Raw genomic sequence first — 21,931 nt, forward strand, 5'->3', positions numbered from 1 at the left:
GTAAATCAAGAAGCCAGGCCTTCAGCACTTACTGCCAAGATGGCTAAACTTCCATACAATGTCTACCATCTGGCAGGAGTATCCGCACAATAATGAAACTTCTTTGCTGCCCGCAATGCCACAAAACAACCGCATAGCCTGCAGATGCCATTTCTCAGAAATTCACATTGCCCGCAAAGGAGCAGCCGTTTCTCATAGATATCTCCAGGAGTCCTTATCTCCTCATCCATACATTCAATATATTGCTTCAAAATCTTCTCATATTCTTCATCTGACAGGCCTTTTGGCAAACAGGAGAAACAGTTCCCGCGCAACACTTCCAACGAAGCTCCTCCTTTATTTTTTAACCGAAACCAGAACAACTGATTTTGGCGGCATCTTAATATGGATGGTACTGCCTTCAATCACAAAGTCAGTAAATTTCTTGGGACGGATCTGGTCAGGCTGCTCAAATGTATTCATGATATTCATAGTATCTGCCGTAAGCACGGTTCCCTCTATCACATCAATCATTCCAAAGTCAGCTATATGGCATGTCACCTCAGCAGCATGACCGGGATCAATATTTACCAGGGTTGCATTGATATTTCCCTTGCCATCCTTGGAAATGGAGCCATTAATCTGCTTTAGCAGCTCTCCGCCGCACTCATAGTCATCTGAAAGAATGGCAAAATCAAGCAGCTTCGCATCCTGGTGAACTTTATACAGATCATAAACATGGTAGGTCGGGGTAAGGATCAGCTTATTCCCTTCCGTAAGCACCATTGCCTGAAGTACGTTTACTGTCTGGGCAATATTCGTCATATGGATGCGGTCGGCATGGTTATTGAATATATTAAGGCTGGTTCCGGCAGAAACCGCATCCCGCAATGTATTCTGCTGATATAAGAAACCTGGATTCGTTCCGGGTTCATTGTCAAACCACGTTCCCCACTCGTCTACGATTAATGCGACTTTCTTTGCGGGATCATATTTATCCATAACTGCAATATGCTTTGACACAAGCTCCTCTGTAAACAGGGCCGCCTTCATAATGCCGAACCACTGGCTCTCATCGAAATCTGTAGCAGACATCCGGGACTTGGAACTATCTCTCAAATAACGCTCATTTCCATCCGGAAGATATTCGATTATTACTTTATCTCCGATCCTGGTATAATAATGAAGAGCAATCGCATCCAGGAACATGGCTGCATCCCTCATCATCACCTCAGTCCATTTATAATTCGCTCCTCTTGGGCCTGCTCCGATGCGATAAAGCTTATTATCTCCGTAGTCCCGGGCATATAGGTTGTAGCGGGTCAACTCGTCTGCGTAATATTCAGCCCTCATACGCCCTCCGCAGCCCCAATTTTCATTTCCGATTCCAAAATATTTTAATTTCCATGGCTTCCCGCGTCCATTTTTCTTTCTTAATTCAGTCACTGGAGACTGTCCGTCAAAGGTCATATATTCAACCCATTCTGACATTTCCCGGACCGTACCGCTTCCCACATTGCCGCATATGTATGGTTCCGTATCCAGCATTTCACATAAATCAAAGAATTCATGTGTCCCAAAATGATTGTTTTCCACCACCCCGCCCCAATGGGTATTAATCATAGACGGCCTCGATTCTTTCGGGCCGATGCCGTCCCGCCAGTGGTATTCATCGGCAAAGCAGCCCCCCGGCCAGCGTAAGCAGGGGATTTTAATCTTCTTCAATGCGTCAATAATATCTGTCCGCATTCCCTTTACATTGGGGATTTTCGAATTCTCTCCCACATAAAAGCCATCATATATGCACCTTCCCAAGTGTTCTGCGAAATGTCCATAAATCATTTTGTTAATAGTGGACTTTTCTGTCTTTGCATTGACAATAATCTGATTTGCCATATTGCAATCCTCCTAAATAGATTTAATTATATTGATTTTTATTTATCCTTTTACACCGCCGCTTGTAAGACCGGCAATGAAAAACCTTTGATTGAATAAGAACAGAAGCAGGATGGGAAATATTGCAGTAACAGAACCCGCTATCATGACATCATAATTCGCACTGTACGGATTAATTAACGATGCAATTCCTATTGTTAACGTAAACTTTCCGCTGTCCCTCAAAACAATCAGAGGCCAGACAAAGCTGTTCCAGTTCTGCATAGCAAGAAGTATAGTCATTGCACCGTAAGCCGGCTTCATCAGCGGCACCATGATCCGGAAGAATATACCAAACTCCGTGCAACCGTCAATCCTGGCTGACTCCATGAATTCCTGGGAAATTCCGGATACAAACTGTCGGAAAAAGAATATGGCTACCGGAGCGACCATAAAGGGAAAAATAATGCCTCCGGCCGTATTAATCAGCCTGATTTTTACAATCAGCTTGTAAAGAGGGAGCATTAATATCTCCAGAGGAATCATCATGACTGCCAGGACAAGCACGAATATCAAATTTCTGCCCTTAAAGCTGTATGCTCCCAAACCATATCCTACGAGCGAGGACAGTGACAAGGCACATACCGTAAAGGCTGCAGCATAAAAAACGCTGTTTTTGAACCATTTGGGATAAATACCATTGTTATATGTAAAAAGGTTGGGATAATTTGACCACTTTATATCCTCCGGCTTAAGAAAGAACTTCATGCCTGCCCGGAAAATCTCCTGTCCATCCTGCAAAGAACCGATAAGCAGATAATATACCGGAAACAGCATGATCAGGGAAACCAGCAAGAACAATATAAAAACAAATACGGACATCATTCTTCTATGCGCTCTCATTATGCTTCCTCCTTTTTAAACAAACCAAAGAAGTTTAATTGGAACATGTTTACAGTCAATACGATTGCCAACAATACCACACCGATCGTAGACCCCATTCCAAAGTCATTTCTCTGAAATGCCTGCTGGTAAATATAGCGGACAATGGTCAGGCCGATATCGCCAGGATTTGTTTCATTCCAATAAACATAGCCCTCTGTAAACATCCGATAACCGTTGAGAATGGTCAGCGTAAGTATATAAATAATAATGGGCTTCACCTGAGGGATGGTCACATAAAAAAACTTCTGAACCGCATTGGCCCCATCAATGTTTGCCGCCTCATAAAGTTCCTCCGGAATGCTCTGCAGTGCAGACAGACAGTATACCATATTGATCCCTAATTCACGCCAGGCCGCCAGTGTAACCATCATTATCATTCCAGTGACATAACCTGTTTTCCATGCAATGATCCCTCCCCCCAGTTTCAGGATAATGGAGTTAAACAAACCGGCTTCTGTTTCTCCGTACATCAGCCGGAAGGCGATGCCTGCAACAATTACTGATGTTAGGGTTGGCACAAATATGGCAGACCGGAAGAAGTTTTTAAACTTCAGTATTTTCGAATTTAAAAAAGCAGCAATTGTAATCGGAAGAATCAGCATAATGGAAACCATGCATATCATATAGATCGTACTGGACTTTAAAGCATTGTAAAAATGAATGTTAAACAGACGTTTATAATTACCCAGCCCGATCCATCTTACGTTATTAAATCCTTCTATCTTCTGAAAGCTCATCAATAACGTATTAACAGTCGGATAAAGGAAAAAAACCAAAAACGAAATAATAAATGGTAAGCAGAATATATATGGTGCTGCTTTCCTGCTATATAAAACCTTTCGCAGCCCCCTGATCTCCTTGTCTTTATTCATATTTGCTTAAACCTCCTTATGCCATCGAAGGCATTTCCCCATACATTTTATGCAAGCTGCCGCCCGAAGCAGGAGCCCCTTGATGCGGCAGCCTCAGTCCCTATCATTTTAATCAGAAAGCTACTGCTGCGCCCTCAATTCTTCCGCCGCTGCTTTCAGTGCCTCGGCCGGAGTCTGTGACCCATCCACAAATACGTTGTACATAACAGAATTGTTTACAAGATCCTGGGCTGCAACAGAAAGATCTGCGTTTACAGGAGACGGGCAGCCGTCCACATATTTACCCATAATCTCAAAGAAGGATTCATTATAAAAATATTCCATTGGCGCCGTCAGCTTTTCATCGGTCCATACATCGGTCCTGACAGGGTCAAACTGAAGGCATTCCCATATGTTCACATTCGCATTATAAGTGAGCTTTGATTCATATAGTAATTCCTTTGCTAACTCAACGTTCTTGCATTGTGACGTTATTGCTGTTCCCGTTCCTCCAATTCCTACGGTCCTTGGCTGCCCCTCCTCAAATACAGGCATTGGACGAATTGCAATCTTGCCCTTTAAGTCCGGCATATAATTTGTAAAGCGTGACATATACCAGGACGGCATAATCAAGGATGCACAACCTCCCTGGTTAAGCCAAGTCCAGAATTCTTCCACAGATGTAGAACCGCCCGGTGCAGCAACAACTGCTCCCGTATCCCAAAAATCCTTCATCCATTCGAGAACCTTAATGTTGGAATCACTGTCCATGGCAACAGTCCCGTCTGTGTTGAGATAGTCGCCTCCCTGCTGTACAATCATGGGCCAGAACGGGCGTTGGTTGGACACCTCGAAAACGGTCATGGGGATTCCCGTCTTTTCAAACAACTGAAGACCCATTTCCCTGTATTGATCCCAAGTCTCAACCGCATTCACATCCTCGATCGTAAATCCTGCTTTTTCAATGATTTCCATGTTATAATAAACAACAGTGGCTCCTACATGGGTTGGAAGGCCATAGTAGTCACTGTCTTTCTTATAAAGGTCAAACCTGGACTGTACACCGTTGCCAATTTCCTTCTCTACAATGTCATTTAAGGAAACCAGCTGGATATCACCTTTTAGGAAATTGGAAAAATAATTGATATTGATATCTGCTATATCCGGTGCTCCTACGCCAGATTGCAAAGCAATTAGCAGCTTATTTGACATCTCTGCATTGGGATAGACCTCTATCTTCAGCTCTATGGGGCTGTCCTTATGTTTTTCGTTGTATGCATTTTTTCCGAATTCAAACATCTGATTATGTAGTTCATTGGATGTCCAGATTGAAATCACACTACCTTCTCCTGAGCTCTGCCGACTTCCTGAATCTTCTGTATGTGAGGTCTGTGTTTCACCGGAAATCCCTCCCCCAGTCTGTTCCGTGGAACCGCCGCACGCTGCCAGCGACAGGGCCGCTGCCATTGCCATTACCGTTGCCAATAATTTTTTCATAGTAATACCTCCATTTACATAATACGTTCCTACACCCACCACGCAGGATACAACTCCTCCGCAGATATTCTGTTAATCATCTTTCACATCAATACGATAGGGACTGTATGTGATGATTCTTAAACATTACTCTGCATCGCTGACATATACCTGCTGTTTGTTGTTACATAACTAATAATAAGCAAACATTGTTCCAACTTTTAAATTTTATTTTATTTTTACGATAAATGCTTTAAAACCCATTGGTTTTTCAACACTTTCCAAAAATAACAAAAAAGAGAGAATGGCTGGAAGCCTTCTCTCCTTTTCATTAATGTGTTGCTTTTTCTGTTGCCCTGAACGTTGCCCACCCCACGTGAACATATGGGCTAAATCAATCCCAGCTTTCCCATTTTTCTCCACAAGGTCGTCCTGTTGACTCCAAGACGCCTTGCAACCTCGCTTTTATTATAGCCACACTCCTTTAACAGCCTTACAATTTCATCCTTCTGAACCGTATTGATGCATACAGGAGCTGCTTCCTGTTCCTCCATATTGCCAGGCCCTAATGATTTTTCTACATCTGTATAGTGCACCGTTTCCTCCACCACAGTAACGCTGAGACGTTCCATAATATTGCGCAGCTCCCGTATATTTCCCATAAACGGATAACTACAAAGAAGTGCCATGGCATCTTCCGTAAAATGGTCCGCACTTGTTTCAAACTGTTCTTTGTACTTCAGCAGATAGTGCTTTGCCAGCAATTCGATATCTTCTTTTCGTTCTCTTAAGGGTGGGATAGAAAGGTTCAAAACATCCAGCCGGTACAGCAGATCTTTCCGAAAAAGACCTTCCATGGTCAGTCTTTTCAGGCTTTTATTGGTAGCCGCAATAATTCTGACATCAATCTTAACTACTTTTTTGCCTCCTATACGCCGCACTTCCCTTTCCTGCAGAACTCGAAGAAGCTTTCCCTGAAAACTGACCGGCAGTTCCGATACCTCATCCAAAAACAGTGTACCATTATGAGCCTGCTCAAACAGGCCTGCCTTCCCCCCCTTGACCGCTCCGGTAAAAGCACCTTCTTCATAGCCAAACAGCTCACTTTCAAGCAGATTCTCCGGAAAGGATGAACAGTTGACAGCTACAAAGGGACCGGTTTTCCGTTTGCTTGCATTATGTATACTTTGGGCGATGAGTTCTTTTCCTGTTCCCGTTTCACCGTATACCAGAACATTGGAGGTAACGGAAGCAAATTTTTTCGCACGCTCAATTACCTGTCCCATCACAGGACTTGAATAGATGATATCAAAAAATTCGTACTTTGCATAAAGCCCCATTTCATTTAATTTCGCCCTGATCTGTACTTCTCTCTGCTGTAAATGTCCAATATCATGAATGGTAATAACCATCCCCTTATAAACACCGCCTATCATTACAGGTGCAAAATCAACGGCGATATTCCTATCACAAGTCCTGTAAATCTCATTATCCAGTTGTTGCTTTTCTCTGCATGCCTTTAAATAATTCCGGGCCATAAACGGAAACTCCTGACAGAAACTTCTTCCCCCAATGAGTTTTCTATCTGAAAATATCCTGCTCACGCTGGCATTGATTATCCTTATAAGCTCTTTATCATCTACAAATATAAGTCCATCCGTTACATTTTCCGCGAGAAGTCTAAGGAGTTCCATCTGATTGGTCTCATATTCCATATTTTTAATCAGGCCTGCTGCCGAATCCAACGCCCTCATAATTGCCTCCTCGCTATTCTCAATAATGCCGGAATAGACCTTAAAGCCATTTTTTATCACGCATTTATTTGCATGACTGCCGCTGATCAGGGCATCGCATCCTTCCTCTATGGCTCGCTTAACCATATCTTCAATCTGGTCTGGATTGTCAATCATATAAACAGCAAAATCAATATTAAAAAGGCAGCTCATGGATTCAATATCTTTCATATTTGAATAATCTCCAATCAGCCCTATTTTCTGACAATCCGTATTTCTTCTGCACTGTGCAATCGCATTGGCTATATCACTGCCTGTTATGGGTATTTCAACAATAGGTCCATTGAATCTCTCTCTTATTACATGAATGGAATAGCCCCTGGCAATTACCAGATCACAGTCATCCGCCACTTTCACATCATACATTTTGGGAAAATACTCTATGGATGCATTCGTGAATATTCCTTCATAGCGAGGCTGGTCCATAATTCTTCGTACAACAGGGACCAGCCTGGAATACGGAACAAAATATGTGATTTTTCTCAAGACTCCCTCTCCCTTCTTTCATCTGCATACCTGCTAAAAACCTGTTCAAGAATCAAACTGAAAAATACGCCAACACAGGAAGGCATGATCAAAACAGCCCATGGCACCATGTGGGTCAGGCATATGGCGGCCAACAATATGAACACCAGAAGAAGGGTCCACGGAACATTTAATATGCTCAGATACACACAATTCTTAATCACCTGGATTAATTTCATTTCATATTTTGCAATATACGGATATACATAAACACACACCATCAGAATTAAAAATCTGGCTGCAATAAACACGATCTGGAATACCTTCATGGTCTCCTTCCCGCTGGCCAGCTTCATATCCAGGTGTATGGCCCCAAGCAAAACAGCCAGGATCACAGACACAACAGCAGACTGTCTGAAGCTATCCTTAAAGCTTTTCCAGAACGTCCTAAAAATATAGCCTTTGTCACACCTCAAGCAATGATTGGAGGTATAATAAAGAGCTGCCGCTGCAGCGCCTGCCGTAATCAGGGGTAAAGAAAACACCAACCACAGAAAGCTTACATATACATAATCCATCCATTTGCTGATTCCTCTGAATATCATATTATCTGCATGAAAAAACGGCTTCATATGAATCCCCCTTATATGATTCCCACTGACTTGATAAGCCATATGCCAACAGGCATGGTAATGACAGAAAGGAGCATGGTAGCCACAATCACAGCCGCCCCTAACTCATCATCTCCGCCCATCTTTTTAGTCACTATATATGCATTCATAGCTGATGGAACCGAAAACAGGACAAAGGCTGTCGCAATCTGCTCTGACTCAAAGCCTGCCCATACCATAGGTATGACAAAGATAAGGGGAGTCATGACAACCTTATACAAAGAACCTAACACAATCCACTTCATCCTTCCTGCAAAAGCAGAAAACCGTATGCCGGCACCGATAAACAAAAGTGCCATGGGAGTAGAAATTTGTCCCAGGTAAGATAATGCCTTTTCCACCGAATACGGAAGCGTTATCCCCAGCAGCGAAAAAGGCAGAGCAAGTAAGATGGCGGCAATCATAGGATTCGTAACAATATCCTTTAACAGCCTTTTCCAGCTGACCTTTCTGCCCGAAGGATCATAGCAGGACAGGACAATGGTTGCCAATATATTATAAAAAGGAAGCACAAACGTAATTACCATTATGGCCGAAGGAATTACCTCCTTTCCCAGAATATTCTGGCAAATGGGAAGTCCTACATAAACAAAATTTCCCCTGAAAGCACTATGTACAAACGCACTGACCGCCGACCTGTCCTTGACAAATAAAAGTGCCAGCAGCCACGCTCCGGCAAAGGCCCCAAAGGTACCTCCTAATAAATATGCCGTGTAGCTCAAATCAAGGCTCTCCGCCAAGTTACTGCCGGAAACATCCAGAAACAGCTTGGCAGGAAGTGCAACATAAAACACAAGGGATGTGGCCTGATTCACAAAGGACTGGGTGGCAATTCCCTTTTTTGACAGATAAAAACCTACAGACATTACAAGAAATACTGGCACTACAGAGTTAAGGCTGAAAATCAAATTATTCATAAATACTCAATCTCCCTCAATTTTATCATAGCGGTTGGTACCATGCAAGGTTATAGGCCCCTGCAAAAGTGTACTCCGGTACTCTCACTAATTATTCAAGCAAATATTATGCCAGAGTAGATTTTGTCTTTGAATTTCATTTACTTAGTATGTTTCTACTGTATTTACGGCAGATTTATATAAATGAAGTCATTTGCAATATGTTCATTCTGTTGCACGCTTTAAACACTATGAACAGATTGTGTAACACTTTATTGCATGAATAGGGCTGGTTATGGTTGTTTTTTCGTAAGCGCTTAATAAAAGAGTGCCTTATATAATGATTAAGATCCATGTCATAATTAATTCCATATAATTAGAGCTTTTTGAGTTATAGTTTTTCAAATTTTTCAAGCTCTAGGAATGGAGGCATTTATGGATCAAGTTACTCAAACAAAAGTTTTATTCCGCAGAGAACAATGGAAAAAGATCATTGCGGAATGCCAGGCCAGTGGCCTTCCCGTTAAGACCTGGTGTGACCAGAATGGTTTCAAAGAACAGTCCTATTATTATTACCTTAAGAAGATTCGTGAACAGGAAATCGAAAAGATTCCTGTAGCACTGCCTGATCCAATGGAGAAACCGGTTTTATTTAAAAAGTTGGAGGTGCAAACACCTATTCATACACAAGCTGCTGTAATCATACATCTTCCGGCTGCATCACTTGAAATACACAATGGTGCCACGCAGCAGATCATTGAGACTGTGCTCCTTGCACTGAACTGCTTATGTTAGGAGATATTACTATTGCAAAGGACATTTACATTGCCTGCGGTTATACCGATATGCGTAAGTCGATTGACGGACTTGCCGCTGTCGTACAGGAGCAGTTTCACTTAAATCCTTTTACCCCATCACTTTACCTATTCTGTGGAAAACGCCGTGACAGGATCAAATGCCTGCTGTGGGAAGGAGATGGATTCTGCCTTTTATACAAGCGCCTGGAGAATGGAAGCTTCCGCTGGCCGCGCTCGGAGGAAGACGTAAAGCCTATCACATGGCAACAGTTCCGCTGGCTGATGGAAGGTCTTGAACTGGAACAGAAAACGGTTATTCTGCCAGCTAAACCGGCTTCGTTCTGTTAGCTTCCAGTGCCAGAAAAGCCTGTATTTACTGGCTTTTTAGCTACTTTTGTGGTATAATTATTGTATCAAAAATATAGGGATGAAACTATAATGGACAATAAAGAGGCTTATATCATGCACCTCGAAAACACAATACAAGACCTACAGAATCAGATAAGCAACTTAAATGAAATAGTCCTGTTTCTCCGTAAAGAGAAGTTTGGTTCTTCCAGTGAAAAAACTCCAAAGGAAGAAATCGATGGTCAGCTTTCTTTATTCAACGAAGCTGAAATGGAAGCAGATGCTTCTCTTCCTGAGCCTATAGTAAAGGACGTCAAAGGTTATAAACGTAAAAATACAAAAACCAAACGCGAAGAACTGATCAAAGATCTTCCTATAAGAGAAGTTCCGTGTACACTACCAGAAGATGAGCAGTTCTGTGATCAGTGTGGTACACCATTAAAAGTACTTGGTACACAGGTTCTGCGTGAAGAGCTGGAATACATTCCGGCAAAACTTCGGATCGTCAGGTACATACAGACTGTTTATGAATGTTCGAAATGTAAGCGCTCTGAGCATCCATATATTGTGAAGGCAGAAACTCCAACATCACTTATGAATCATTCCCTTGCATCTGCGAGTTCCGTGGCAAATGTCATGTACCAAAAGTATGTCAATAGCATCCCTCTTTACCGACAGGAAAAGGATTGGGAACAGCTGGGGATTGCTCTAAGCAGAGCAACTATGGCTAACTGGATTATTCGATGCTCGGATGACTATTTTAAACCAATCATCGACCACCTTCAGCAAAAGCTGTTGGAACGCGATGTTCTCCATTGCGATGAAACGCCTGTCCAAGTCCTTAAGGAGGAGGGTAAGAAACCACAGACGAAATCTTACATGTGGTTATACTGTACCGGTAATGATGGAAAAGAACCAATTGTTCTTTACGATTACCAGCCTTCTCGAAACGGGGACAATGCAGTAAACTTCCTGAAGAACTTCAAAGGGTATGTCCATTCAGATGGATACTCCGGATACAACAAACTTTCCGGAATAACCCGTTGCGGCTGTTGGGCTTACCTACGAAGAAAATTTGTAGAAGCCATCTCTACAAAAAAAGCCGAGGGGGCTTCATTGACTCAGGCTGAAATCGGAAGGGATTACTGCAATCAGCTTTTTAAAATCGAAGAAGGATTAAAAGATCTTACCACAGAAGAACGATTAAGCAAGCGTCTTGAACTAGAAAAACCAGTTCTTGAGGCCTTTTGGTGTTGGCTTGATAACCTTAATTATCTCAAGGGATCTGCCCTTGGAAAGGCAGTTGTCTATGCAAAGAACCAGAAACCTTACATGGAGAATTATCTTCTTGATGGGAGATGTTCCATTTCAAACAATGCAGCTGAAAATGCCATTCGTCCATTTACCGTGGGGCGAAAAAACTGGCTGTTCGCAGACACTCCAAAAGGAGCGAATGCGTCTGCTGCTGTATACAGTATCGTCGAGACCGCAAAAGCAAATGGTCTTAATGTATATACCTACTTAGAGTATTTATTACTTTACATGCCTGACACTGATTGGCGAAACCATCCAGAATTACTTGATGATCTGATGCCGTGGTCAGCGGATGTACAAAGTGAATGTAAGAGGTAAGGCTCAGGGTTGGTTATTATAACTGATCCTGTTTTTAATTTTAAAGGCACTCTTTTATTAAGCGCTTACCTTTATTGCATGAATAGGGCTGGTTATGGTTGTTTTTTCTTGGTATTCATTTTGCTTATGTTAGTGATGGAAATGATGGGGACGAAGGTATGGGAATGGGTATCTCTTAGTTTGTGGAGGTGAAATTTAAATTGATTTTTTGGCGATATGATTATTAATAGGATTATTCTTGTATTGAGAGGCGAAGAACATGGATTGTCAGGGTTTATATTTTGTTATTTTTGTGGTAGCGCTAAAATGGGGGGGTTGAGGTGATTATTGTCACTTCTTTGATTAATTAAAATGGTGTAAACAAAATAAGGGGCGCTACCAATCCAGGTAATATAAAAGCGGAAAAATTGGCAAACGGCAGTTATGCCAACCTGTTCCACGTAGTGAATACCAGAATATTCATTCTGAAATGCGGATGCCGTTCAAAAAAGGAAGCTACTCGCCTTTTGGGCGGGAGGCTGCACTGCAAGGGCTATGTTAATAAAGGGGTTATTGACTTTGTATTTCTAAGAGAAGACCTTGCATCCACATCTATGGTATATACTTTTGCAATTTCTTATGCCTATGAAGGACACGTCAAAAAAGGAGATCAGCCTGATGACTTTAAAGTATCCAGTCATCCGGGATGACTAAGAAAGGGTCCAGCTCAGCCTGATGCTGACCATAGATGTGAAATTAAAGGAATTCTTCATGGTAATATTTAATGAGCTCGTTAATATTACAAAAGATCTAAGCCTTACAGGAGAGGAAACTTCCTTTTATTCACTCTGTGCTTTATTTTCTTTGCACTTGGATCTCTGATAACCAGCTTTTTGGTTCGAAAACTTCCATCAGCGATCCTGCTAAGGACCGCTGAAGTTATTTTTGCCTTAGGCGTACTTCCGCACGGAAAGACTGTGGCAGTCCTATTTTACATACGGCATATGCTGCGGTCTGACCATTGTAATTTCATATATTATAATGATCAGTCTTCTGCCCTTATATTTTGACGATCAATAGGTCTGGCTAACGGGGCGCTCCTCATTGGATTCGCCATGAACATAACTGTATTGGGCCACCTATTTGAAATAGGCCTGTAGACCAGAGACCAAAGGTGTATTTGTAATTCTCAGGATCCTGGGAGGAATAGTTCTTCTTGCTGGAAGCATGATAAACTATACCCCACAGGTGGTAAAATGTAATATTTTCCTAAAAAGATTTAAAAATAAACATCGTTACAGCGGTTAATATAAAAAATATTAAAATGCCCACACAAACAAGTGAAAGCAAAAAGCGAAAACCCCAAGAGCCCTTATTTTAACCGGTCTATAAGACATTCATAAGAGAGGCGACAGCCAGATTTGAACTGGAGATCGCTCAAAAAACGTAGGAAAAAGGAGGGTTTGGCGTGCCGGGATGGGTTTGCGCAAGCGGGGGGCAAACAAAAAAGCAAACTTCTATTGACATTATAAAAAGCTTAATATAATAATAAATTTACAAAATTCATATATCTGCAACGCATGTCGAAAATTACGTACTATATAATCAACAAATAAAATTGCCAAATAATTTTCATATATATATTCGTCCATTATAACTTTAAACTGGTTTATTGAAAACTCCTGGTTAAAATTTTCATATAAATTTATGATAAATTCGCAAACTTTTATTATTGATTCAGATTTCATTTCACGGTTTAAGTGAAATCTTGAAATATGATTCCATATATAATCATCACATTGTTTGTTTTTTCCCCAATACATAGGTTCATATGTATGCTTTACTAAATTATAAACAATCTGACATTGTATATTCTCGTACTTAACTCCGCCCGGCTGCAAAATAATATTATTATAATGACAATGCATTGTTTTTAGTCTTATATACTTTTTGCACGGTCGCGAACATTGTTTTGATAAGCATGTTTTTATGTCATAATCTTTTTCGTCTAATTCAATACTTTCCAGCATTCTAGTTTTATATTTTTGATTACACTTAGAACAAGATAAAGACATATTGAACTTACAATGAGTTAAAATAGACTCTTTTCCATTTTGTTCATATTGACCTTTTTTTTCAACAGAATGTTCTATATCTGAATAGATTTGATTATCAATATCTATCTTTCTGCCGCAGTACATGCAAAAACCTTTAGATGATATCCATAAGATCTTTTTGATTTCACCAATGTTATTAGAATTGTAATATAATTTATTTTTTTTCGGATATCTTACATGAAACAATGTTGGAAAAACAATATACATTTTACTTGCATCCTTTAATGTATTCTAATAAAACATTTTCTCTTATTGACAGTTTTTCTAATTTTTCAACTTCACAAAAAAATTCAGCATTTACGTTTCCTAAGGCAATCTTTTGTGATAGTGCGTCAGTAAAAATCAGATCTCTTTTCTTTCTACCACTTTCAATATCAAATATTTTTGAATGAATGCTAGATAGCTCGTACAAATCATTACTATCAAAATATACACACTCATTCTGTTCAATTCTGTCATATTCCTTATATATTTTAAGTACATCAAAATTTTCAAGTTCTATCAACGTATAAGCTGAATGCACGACTATTATAAACCTAATTGCAGTATACTTATTACATAAAGAATCTAAAAAAAATTTTGAGTCTTTAAAATCTAAGTGAGCATCATATTCGTCAATAATTATTATCTTACATCCTTGCTCTACAGCAAAATTGACCTCCATCAATATGCGAATTTGAGCCTGATACCCACTGGATATATGATTTAAATCTATATTATCCAATTTAAAAGATTCTATAGCATCTGTCAATTCACCAAATGGCAAATCTTCATCAAATGTTAATCTCTTATTTATAACCTCTTTAAAAAGCTTTTTATAAAAAATCTTTTTTTTATTCAGCTCACTTAAAATTAATTCAGTTCCAATCTCTTCTGAAAAAACATCCTTTGCACCAAAATATTTTTCCTTATTCCTGCATGTTAAAACATCCTTCACCTTAAAATCCTCAAAGGAATTAAATGTTCCTATGGAAGTCTTTATAACGCGATTTGGTGAATCAATAAAGTATATGTTTTCATCAAATAGCTTTTCTATCATATCTTTGAGTATTTTTGACTTCCCAGATGAACTCAATCCCACTAATACTAAATTCTTATTATTTCTAAAATTTTTTTCTCCCTTAATGCTTTTAACTAGCTCAATAGTAGCTGTTTTAACATTCATTTTTGAACTTGCCCCTCACCAAAATAATTGCATTTTTTAATCTTTTTTCTACACTTCCCTTATTTGATAATGCTGACTTATCAAGTTCTAAATCTTTAGATAAATCCAATCCAAGAATCCAATTATAATCTATATACAGATTTTCATGTGTAACATCTAGATACCCCAATTTGCTAAAAGCAACATATAATGCTTCCATTATTAGAATACTACAAGGTGGACATTTTTCTGTTGGAAACTTAATCATGCTTAAAAATAATTCTATCGAAGTAACAGCTTTTTGTGCCATTATTTTTTTATCTTCATTAACAACACCATTATTTTCATCTAAATTAAATAATTCAGAATACTCATCTATTATGGAAGCCAAAGAAAATGCTTTTTTAAAATTTATAATAACAGCACTATCTTTATAAATAGAAAAATTATCTAATGCCAAAAATCTAATCAGAGCTTCCATATCATTTCTAACTGCACTATTCCCGAAAATTTTACGCCAATTTTCATTATTATCATTTAAATTATAAATCAAATCATACAAACAATTATTTATATAAACACCATTTCGTATCTCTTGACTGCTTAATAATTTTCCCCCACTATTTAATAATTTAAAAATTTCAGAATATGCTCTTTGTGTGTTATTTCCTCTACATTCTACGTAAACCACATTTAAAGATTTTCTATATAATATACGTTGTGCCTTTTCTGAAAGATTAGAAAATGTGATTTCTTGTTTTGTTGACTCGTCAATATATTGTTCCTCTCGCAAATTATAATCACGATTTAATTCAAGTACAATTTCTTTTTTTCTTCTTTTATCTTCTTTGTCTGTACTATTTTCAATTATCCTTTTTTCCTTCATCAACGCAGAGACCTTTTTAAAATCAATTCGTTTATATACCCGATTGCGAATATATCCTAATCCATAAAAATATAAAAATATTGATGTGATCCTTTGTTGACCATCCAGTATCATATATTTTGCATTTTGTTCATTAAAGTAAACATAAATAGGTGGTATTGGTATAGACTTTATCAAAGAAATAATTAGATTAGTAATTTTAATCTTATCCCATTCAAATGGTCTTTGATACTTAGGAATTTCGTAATTATCTCTCTCTAGATTGATTATAATTGTTTCTACATCCATAGCTGAAATTCTATTGGCGATACGTGTATCCGTTAATTCACTTAATGCTATTTCTTTTGAATCAATATCATTATCACTTATTCTAAAATCCATGTCATCCATCTCCAGCCCAATTTGCTCAATTATATTCACTATTTTACCCTCTTCCGTAAAAAATATTATAACAACTCAGCAACAACCAAGTTAGCTTCATGACAACATATGATGTATATTTTCAATCTCATCACATAATTTACTCATTTCATCTAACGTATTATATTTTCCAATAGAAATTCGTATTGTACTACTAGCTAAATCTTCTGAGAGTCCTATTCCTCTTAATACATGAGAAATTTCATCCAATCCTTCATTACATGCTGACCCTGCTGATACACAAATCCCCCTTAGATCCAGTAAATTAATTATAGCCTCTGCCTCTATAGATACAAATGTTACACTTATATTTCCTGGCATATGTTTATCTACACTACCATTAAACAAAATATCACTTATTTGTCGCTGCAATCTATTTCGAACGTAACTTTCCAATTTCATAATATGTGCTTTAGTATCATTTAACTTTTTTATATTATTTTCTAGAGCAGCCGCCATACCAACTATTGAGGCAACATTCTCTGTTCCACCTCGCATATGGTTTTCTTGTTTTCCTCCATAAATAATCGGTTCTATATCTATATTCGCTCTTTTAAATAAAAATCCAATACCTTTCGGGCCATTAAACTTATGTGCTGATGCAGATAATAAATCTACTTCCAAATTATTTAAATCAACATTTTCGTGACCAACCACCTGCACGGCATCTGTATGAAAAGTCACGCCATATTGATGTACTATTTCTGATAGCAAATTTATGTCTTGTATAGTTCCAATTTCATTATTTGCATATGCAATAGATACTAAAGAGGTTTCATTCATAAGTTCTCTCTTAAGTTCCTCTTTATCAACTATTCCATCTTTATCAACACTTAGATATATTACTGGTACAGCCTTTCGTTTAGCCGCCTCACAAGAATTAATAATAGCATGATGCTCAATTACCGTTGTTATTATTTGCTTCTTGCTTGGTATATTGGCATATCCATTAATAACCCAACTATCTGCTTCACTTCCTCCTGAAGTAAAAATTATCTCATTTTCCTTGGCACCAATAATATTAGCTATTCTTTCTCGCGCTTTGCAAATTGCCTTTCTTGCTTCTACAGCCAAGCGATAACTACTAGAAGGATTACCGTATAAATCTGTCAAATATGGAACCATTTCTTGAAAAGCCTCAGGGTCCAATTTTGTCGTCGCCGCATTGTCCACATAAATCATAATATCATTCCTTCCAAACAAAATTTTGAATTTTTTTATCTATCCACCCCACTAATCTTTTTCTGTTATTATTAATATAACTTAGCCATTCTTCTTTTATCTCGATACTTTTCTGGTCAGTTGAATTTGAAAAAATCATATATAGATTCCGCTCAGCACTTCTTGAATACTCTTCAATAAGTTGATTTTTTTGAACGTCTGTTTTCCCTTTCAAATCTTCTGGCCAAAGATAAGCCAGCAATCGATATGGTACATAATTGCATAGTGACAAAACATTTCTACGAATTTTTTTATTTAAAGTATTTTGAACAACATCGAATACCTCTGAAACTTTAGATGATTCCATCAAATCTTCCTCTTCAATAATCATCACAGCAGTATCAAAAAGTTTATCTAATGGCCGAATCCGATGCTTTATGGCACATACGTCTGAAAATGAATAAGCACACATCCAACATGCTAATTCATAAAACTCCAATGTCCTTCGATCCTTTGAAGCATTAATCAAAATAGTTTTTAGGAAATAGAGCTTGTAGCTATTCATTAAATTCTTACTACAGACCATCTCTTCTAACTCTTCTTCAAAATTTACCATCAAAAATCCCTCACTTTAATGTCCGGCATTTTAGGACTGTATTCCATATCCATTATTGAAAGTTGTGTTCTGATGATTTTTCGTTTTTCATAAGAAGGCTTAAAACAATATGTTTCAAAATCTTCCCTCTTTATATCTCCAACAGACTCTACATATGGAAATAATATTTTCATATAAGCAGTCGCCATACGAATTATTGCAGTAGTATCCCTTATATCAGCATTCTTAGGAATATCAAGCAAATCAGTGACAACTGAAGCATACCTTGCCATAGCTCGTTGCATAGATAAAATTTCCGAAAAATATTCAACATTTAAAGAATAACCGTCTAGTTTTAAATCTTCTGTAATTCTAGGTAAATACCATCCTTCAATCATACCATGAAACCTATCAAGAAGTGCTGTGTCATGAAATACTTCCGGCAGTTCCTGGAAATACTTTTTACTAACTGGTCGCCTGTTATTATCCAAATCAATATTGCCAAGTAAAATCAAACCCGCCGTTGATGTTTGTTTTGCCTGCCCCATAGTAAATGTTCCTTGCTCAAGGTAACCTTTTAATGCGCCCTGTAATTCTTCCTTATTCTCGAAAATTATGGTCTTTATTTCATCCATTGAGACAAATTCATAGTTAGGAATTATTCCAGGCTTGTTCGCCGCCATATCATAGAATAATTTTGCTCTAGTTATCTTGCCTCCGCTAATCTGCCAACCATATTTGCTTAAATTGTTAAATATATAAGATTTTCCCGTTCCCTTAGGTGCCAATTCTACGATATTTAAATTAGGCTCACAGAATACCAGTAAACGTGAGATAAATAATAATTTCTGCGTATATGAATCAAACTGAGTTGAATATGGATTATACTCCATACATTTTATAATAAAATCAATCCAGTCTTTAATAGAAAACCGTTTTCTTGCCTCGCAGTAATATTCAAAGTCCGGAGTATAAGGCTTAAAGGGTTTGAATTTAACCAATTCAGCATATCCTTTTTCTTTGCCTTCAGGTTGGACATAGTCCAATGTAACGATCCCCCAGTTTTCACCTTCTTTAATTACACCATGTTGAGATCGCATAACATAATCATTAATGCGCCCCTCGTTGCTCTTAATACCAATATCCGGTATTGAAAATTTAAACAACCCGGTTTTTAAATCTGACTCTACAATGATTCTAGCCAAAATTTGGATTGTTTCTCCTTTCATAAGCCGACTTTTAATATCACTGTCTTTTGACGGTATATGCTTATCCAGAAAAGAAAACAACGCCTGTTTATCAACATTTTCATTCTCATCTGAATACCGTTTGATAAGCCAGTCCTTGATAAAAGAAGGAATATTAATCCCATTAAACATATTATAATGAGTTGCAGTTTTATAAATAGATTCTTCCGGAAAAATATCCCGAATCTTTTGATCTAACTCAGTCATCAAACAAATCATCTCCCATCTTAGTTGGCGGTATTGTCTTGAAGCAAAAATATTGATTTTCAATACAAACTTCTATTGTCTGTTCTATCCCACGCTTCAATTTTCCAATCCAAATTTTCTTTTCTTGGTCATAAATCATATTTATATTCGTTCCATCCTTGGCCATTAGTTGAGCACTATCTGGCTTAGGGCTTATTTTAAACTCCAACTCTTTTTTCATTCCACTCACTTTAAGATCTTTCGGGTTAACTTTGTAAGTCCTACTTTTTTTATTACTCTTATGTGCAATGATCACTGGAACTATAATTTCTTCGGGGGTTGCACCACCATGAACTTCATACTTGGATGTATTGAAAAGCGATTGCTCATTTAACGAAATTACCCATTGACGAGATCGTTCATCAGTATATAATACATAATCAACAGATGATGGGATACTTTGATTGCCTTTCACCAAATAACATCGCCCGTCATGATCAGACTGATCATAATTATATTTCTTTTCACGTTTGAATAGCTTATGACCGACACTCGATCCATGATCAGCAATTATAGCAAAGCTTTCGTTTTTATGCTCATATATAATCCGCTTAACAATTCTTTCAATGACAGATAATGCTCTTTCCAAATTTGCAGCATGATAATAAATTTCTCCATGAATAACATCTCTATCATAATCTACTACCCAGTGATATTTTGAATCATAAAATTCCTTTGCGATAGAAGTAACTGATGGTAAATGCGATTTCGCATAATTACAATACTCCACTTCGTAGCATTCATGTTCTAACAAAGCCAAAAGATAATCTAAGAATTCTGCACCAACACCATCTAAAACATATACCGGACCGACAAAATTCTGTTTTTTCAATGTGCTTTCCGGAAACTCTATCTGTCCACTAGTGTACCACTCATAGAATGAACCCTCATTCTTATTCCATTCTAATAAAGAGTCATTATATATATTCCCGCTATTTTTTCCTAATCTGCACCTTCTATATAAATCAAAATAAGCAACAAATCTAGCCGGATAATCCCCTTCAGAAGCAATAAATTCACTTTTACTTAGGTATTCCCATAAATTAGAATATACTTTATTAAGTTCCTTTTCTTCTACTAATCCTGATCGGAAGAGCCAAATAATCAATTGGCGCTCATAGCTACTGCAATCCGTTAAAATAGGCAACAGTCTTTTTTTTACCTCCAAGGACATTTTCTCAATATTTTCCGCTGAAAAATCTGATTCCTTAGTCATATTAATGCTTTCCAATGCTATGGTTGTCTGCCTTCTTATAAGTTCACAAAGAAACTTTTCAAAATACTCCTCTATTTGCTTTGTGCATCTGATATCATGTTCTATTTTTTTAACTGATAAAATTAATCTTCTTCTCTCTTCATAGATTGTATCATCTAAATTCACCAAAAAACAAACATAAGCTTTTTCAACAAATTCCTCTACAGATAGTTGTGTCATTGATGACATCATATAAGTAAGATATGATTCTTTATTATTAAATAATATTACGTAATTCTGGATCAACCATTTTTCAAAGATTCCTGCAACTTTCCACAAAGAATAAATATTGTCTACTGTAATTTTTTGGGCATTCACTACTTGCAGAATTATAGATTTAAGCTGCATTCCATGTGAGGAACGCAGGAGCATCATAAGACGCCTAAAGTACTCATCCGAATCAACTTTATAGGAAACAATATTTTCTATTCCATACAAATATAATAATAATTCCTCATAAGTTGAAATTCTCTTTATATTATAAACATTGTCTGGACTGGCTTTTTCATAAAATAGTGAAAGGACTTTGGAAGTGCAAATAATAGGTTTAGTAACATCTATATTAGATTTTCTCCACATTCCAAACCACTCACTTGAATTAGTAACTTCATTTTCATAAGCTGAATTATCCAAGTTATCATCAATAAAGAAAATACGTGGCAAATCTTCAAAATCCATTTCATTTAAGAAAGGATTATACACATCCATGCGCCGATTATTGGCTTTCACAATCTTTCTTACTTGACTATAAATTGCAAAGCAAGGAATATATATTCGCCTTTTAACATAATTTCCACTATTCTCCAATTCAAGCAAGCCTAATAATAAAGTAATAAATTCCGCATTTGATAAAAATCGAGCATATTCTGAAAAACCTACAATAATATAGCTTTTATCTGAGTCTAATGCATATACTTTTTTACGAAATCTATCAATTGTAATCCAACCATCATCGTGTAGTAAAAAGTTTTGAAAATCCAAAATTTCTACACAATTTTTTGCTAGAGCCTCTACTTTTGTACGAAGCTTCATTAGATAATTCGAAGTTCCATTTGATAACTTCATGCTAAAAAATCTTATTGGATAGCGATCATATGATCCTTGGCGATTTAAATCACTTTGAATAATGTCAACCATACTATCTATATCCATG

19 protein-coding genes are annotated in these 21,931 nt (G+C 37.6%); 3 read left to right on the forward strand and 16 right to left on the reverse strand.

Features of this window, described 5'->3' with window-relative positions; translation table 11 throughout:
- Nucleotides 1-62: 62 nt before the first annotated feature.
- The 9 genes from K401_RS0107420 to K401_RS0107460 form a co-directional block, all read right to left on the reverse strand.
- The gene (locus K401_RS0107420; RefSeq protein ID WP_242837838.1) at nt 63-317 is read right to left on the reverse strand and encodes a DUF6171 family protein; all 255 of its coding nucleotides are present in this window, start codon (nt 315-317) and stop codon (nt 63-65) included.
- Nucleotides 318-336: 19 nt separating this feature from the next.
- On the reverse strand, nt 337-1,875 hold the full coding sequence (locus K401_RS0107425; protein WP_024292362.1) for an alpha-N-arabinofuranosidase: 1,539 nt from the start codon (nt 1,873-1,875) through the stop codon (nt 337-339).
- A 42-nt stretch (nt 1,876-1,917) separates the two neighbouring features.
- Nucleotides 1,918-2,757, reverse strand: a complete 840-nt coding sequence (locus K401_RS0107430; protein ID WP_024292363.1) for a carbohydrate ABC transporter permease — start codon at nt 2,755-2,757, stop codon at nt 1,918-1,920.
- Nucleotides 2,757-3,671, reverse strand: a complete 915-nt coding sequence (locus K401_RS0107435; protein WP_024292364.1) for a carbohydrate ABC transporter permease — start codon at nt 3,669-3,671, stop codon at nt 2,757-2,759. The genes K401_RS0107430 and K401_RS0107435 overlap by 1 nt, the downstream gene beginning before the upstream one ends.
- Before the next feature lie 120 nt (nt 3,672-3,791).
- Nucleotides 3,792-5,147, reverse strand: a complete 1,356-nt coding sequence (locus tag K401_RS0107440) for an ABC transporter substrate-binding protein (RefSeq protein WP_024292365.1) — start codon at nt 5,145-5,147, stop codon at nt 3,792-3,794.
- 207 nt (nt 5,148-5,354) lie between these two features.
- The gene (locus K401_RS32770; RefSeq protein ID WP_156945253.1) at nt 5,355-5,549 is read right to left on the reverse strand and encodes a hypothetical protein; all 195 of its coding nucleotides are present in this window, start codon (nt 5,547-5,549) and stop codon (nt 5,355-5,357) included.
- The gene (locus K401_RS0107450; protein ID WP_024292366.1) at nt 5,516-7,405 is read right to left on the reverse strand and encodes a sigma 54-interacting transcriptional regulator; all 1,890 of its coding nucleotides are present in this window, start codon (nt 7,403-7,405) and stop codon (nt 5,516-5,518) included. Before K401_RS0107450 ends, K401_RS32770 begins: the two co-directional genes overlap by 34 nt.
- A complete protein-coding gene (locus K401_RS0107455) occupies nt 7,402-8,016 on the reverse strand; it encodes a YesL family protein (protein ID WP_024292367.1) in 615 nt (204 codons plus the stop codon). The genes K401_RS0107450 and K401_RS0107455 overlap by 4 nt, the downstream gene beginning before the upstream one ends.
- Before the next feature lie 11 nt (nt 8,017-8,027).
- Nucleotides 8,028-8,972 carry an AEC family transporter gene (locus K401_RS0107460; protein WP_024292368.1) on the reverse strand — a complete coding sequence of 315 codons (945 nt, stop codon included), beginning with the start codon at nt 8,970-8,972 and terminating at the stop codon, nt 8,028-8,030.
- Between the two features lie 414 nt (nt 8,973-9,386).
- Between K401_RS0107460 and tnpA the strand changes: the two genes are divergently transcribed.
- The 3 genes from tnpA to tnpC all read left to right on the forward strand — a co-directional run bounded on the left by tnpA (nt 9,387) and on the right by tnpC (nt 11,728).
- A complete protein-coding gene (gene tnpA, locus K401_RS0107465) occupies nt 9,387-9,746 on the forward strand; it encodes an IS66 family insertion sequence element accessory protein TnpA (protein ID WP_024292369.1) in 360 nt (119 codons plus the stop codon).
- Nucleotides 9,740-10,096 (forward strand): IS66 family insertion sequence element accessory protein TnpB, encoded by a 357-nt coding sequence (gene tnpB, locus K401_RS0107470; RefSeq protein ID WP_024292370.1) that lies wholly within the window; start codon nt 9,740-9,742, stop codon nt 10,094-10,096. Before tnpA ends, tnpB begins: the two co-directional genes overlap by 7 nt.
- A gap of 90 nt (nt 10,097-10,186) precedes the next feature.
- Nucleotides 10,187-11,728, forward strand: coding sequence for an IS66 family transposase (gene tnpC / locus K401_RS0107475; protein WP_024292371.1), 1,542 nt, complete (start codon nt 10,187-10,189; stop codon nt 11,726-11,728).
- A 1,505-nt stretch (nt 11,729-13,233) separates the two neighbouring features.
- On the opposite strand, the gene K401_RS0107485 is transcribed toward tnpC, so the two are convergent.
- From K401_RS0107485 to pglZ, 7 genes are read right to left on the reverse strand one after another with little or no spacing between them, the layout of a single operon-like run.
- Nucleotides 13,234-14,031 (reverse strand): hypothetical protein, encoded by a 798-nt coding sequence (locus tag K401_RS0107485; RefSeq protein ID WP_024292373.1) that lies wholly within the window; start codon nt 14,029-14,031, stop codon nt 13,234-13,236.
- Between the two features lies 1 nt (nt 14,032).
- Complete coding sequence (locus K401_RS0107490) at nt 14,033-14,989, reverse strand: hypothetical protein (RefSeq protein WP_024292374.1); 957 nt, start codon at nt 14,987-14,989, stop codon at nt 14,033-14,035.
- Nucleotides 14,979-16,274: a GmrSD restriction endonuclease domain-containing protein gene (locus K401_RS0107495; RefSeq protein WP_024292375.1), complete on the reverse strand. Its 1,296-nt coding sequence runs from the start codon at nt 16,272-16,274 to the stop codon at nt 14,979-14,981. Before K401_RS0107495 ends, K401_RS0107490 begins: the two co-directional genes overlap by 11 nt.
- A 57-nt stretch (nt 16,275-16,331) precedes the next feature.
- Entirely contained in the window at nt 16,332-17,456 is a 1,125-nt protein-coding gene (locus tag K401_RS0107500; protein ID WP_024292376.1) for a cysteine desulfurase family protein, read from the reverse strand.
- Between the two features lie 4 nt (nt 17,457-17,460).
- Nucleotides 17,461-18,051: a hypothetical protein gene (locus K401_RS0107505; protein ID WP_024292377.1), complete on the reverse strand. Its 591-nt coding sequence runs from the start codon at nt 18,049-18,051 to the stop codon at nt 17,461-17,463.
- Nucleotides 18,051-19,484, reverse strand: coding sequence for a BREX system Lon protease-like protein BrxL (gene brxL, locus K401_RS0107510; protein WP_024292378.1), 1,434 nt, complete (start codon nt 19,482-19,484; stop codon nt 18,051-18,053). Before brxL ends, K401_RS0107505 begins: the two co-directional genes overlap by 1 nt.
- Entirely contained in the window at nt 19,477-21,930 is a 2,454-nt protein-coding gene (gene pglZ / locus K401_RS0107515) for a BREX-4 system phosphatase PglZ (protein ID WP_024292379.1), read from the reverse strand. The genes brxL and pglZ overlap by 8 nt, the downstream gene beginning before the upstream one ends.
- Between the last annotated feature and the right edge of the window lies 1 nt (nt 21,931).

Source organism: Lacrimispora indolis DSM 755 (assembly GCF_000526995.1).
GTDB lineage: Bacteria > Bacillota > Clostridia > Lachnospirales > Lachnospiraceae > Lacrimispora > Lacrimispora indolis.

Coding starts and splice junctions, on each gene's coding strand:
- K401_RS0107425 (WP_024292362.1), bottom strand. CDS start 1,875: ATGGCAAATCAGATTATTGTCAATGCAAAGACAGAAAAGTCCACTATT.
- K401_RS0107430 (WP_024292363.1), bottom strand. CDS start 2,757: ATGAGAGCGCATAGAAGAATGATGTCCGTATTTGTTTTTATATTGTTC.
- K401_RS0107435 (WP_024292364.1), bottom strand. CDS start 3,671: ATGAATAAAGACAAGGAGATCAGGGGGCTGCGAAAGGTTTTATATAGC.
- K401_RS0107440 (WP_024292365.1), bottom strand. CDS start 5,147: ATGAAAAAATTATTGGCAACGGTAATGGCAATGGCAGCGGCCCTGTCG.
- K401_RS0107455 (WP_024292367.1), bottom strand. CDS start 8,016: ATGAAGCCGTTTTTTCATGCAGATAATATGATATTCAGAGGAATCAGC.
- K401_RS0107460 (WP_024292368.1), bottom strand. CDS start 8,972: ATGAATAATTTGATTTTCAGCCTTAACTCTGTAGTGCCAGTATTTCTT.
- tnpA (WP_024292369.1), top strand. CDS start 9,387: ATGGATCAAGTTACTCAAACAAAAGTTTTATTCCGCAGAGAACAATGG.
- tnpB (WP_024292370.1), top strand. CDS start 9,740: ATGTTAGGAGATATTACTATTGCAAAGGACATTTACATTGCCTGCGGT.
- tnpC (WP_024292371.1), top strand. CDS start 10,187: ATGGACAATAAAGAGGCTTATATCATGCACCTCGAAAACACAATACAA.
- K401_RS0107485 (WP_024292373.1), bottom strand. CDS start 14,031: ATGTATATTGTTTTTCCAACATTGTTTCATGTAAGATATCCGAAAAAA.
- K401_RS0107490 (WP_024292374.1), bottom strand. CDS start 14,989: ATGAATGTTAAAACAGCTACTATTGAGCTAGTTAAAAGCATTAAGGGA.
- K401_RS0107500 (WP_024292376.1), bottom strand. CDS start 17,456: ATGATTTATGTGGACAATGCGGCGACGACAAAATTGGACCCTGAGGCT.
- K401_RS0107505 (WP_024292377.1), bottom strand. CDS start 18,051: ATGGTAAATTTTGAAGAAGAGTTAGAAGAGATGGTCTGTAGTAAGAAT.
- brxL (WP_024292378.1), bottom strand. CDS start 19,484: ATGACTGAGTTAGATCAAAAGATTCGGGATATTTTTCCGGAAGAATCT.
- pglZ (WP_024292379.1), bottom strand. CDS start 21,930: ATGGATATAGATAGTATGGTTGACATTATTCAAAGTGATTTAAATCGC.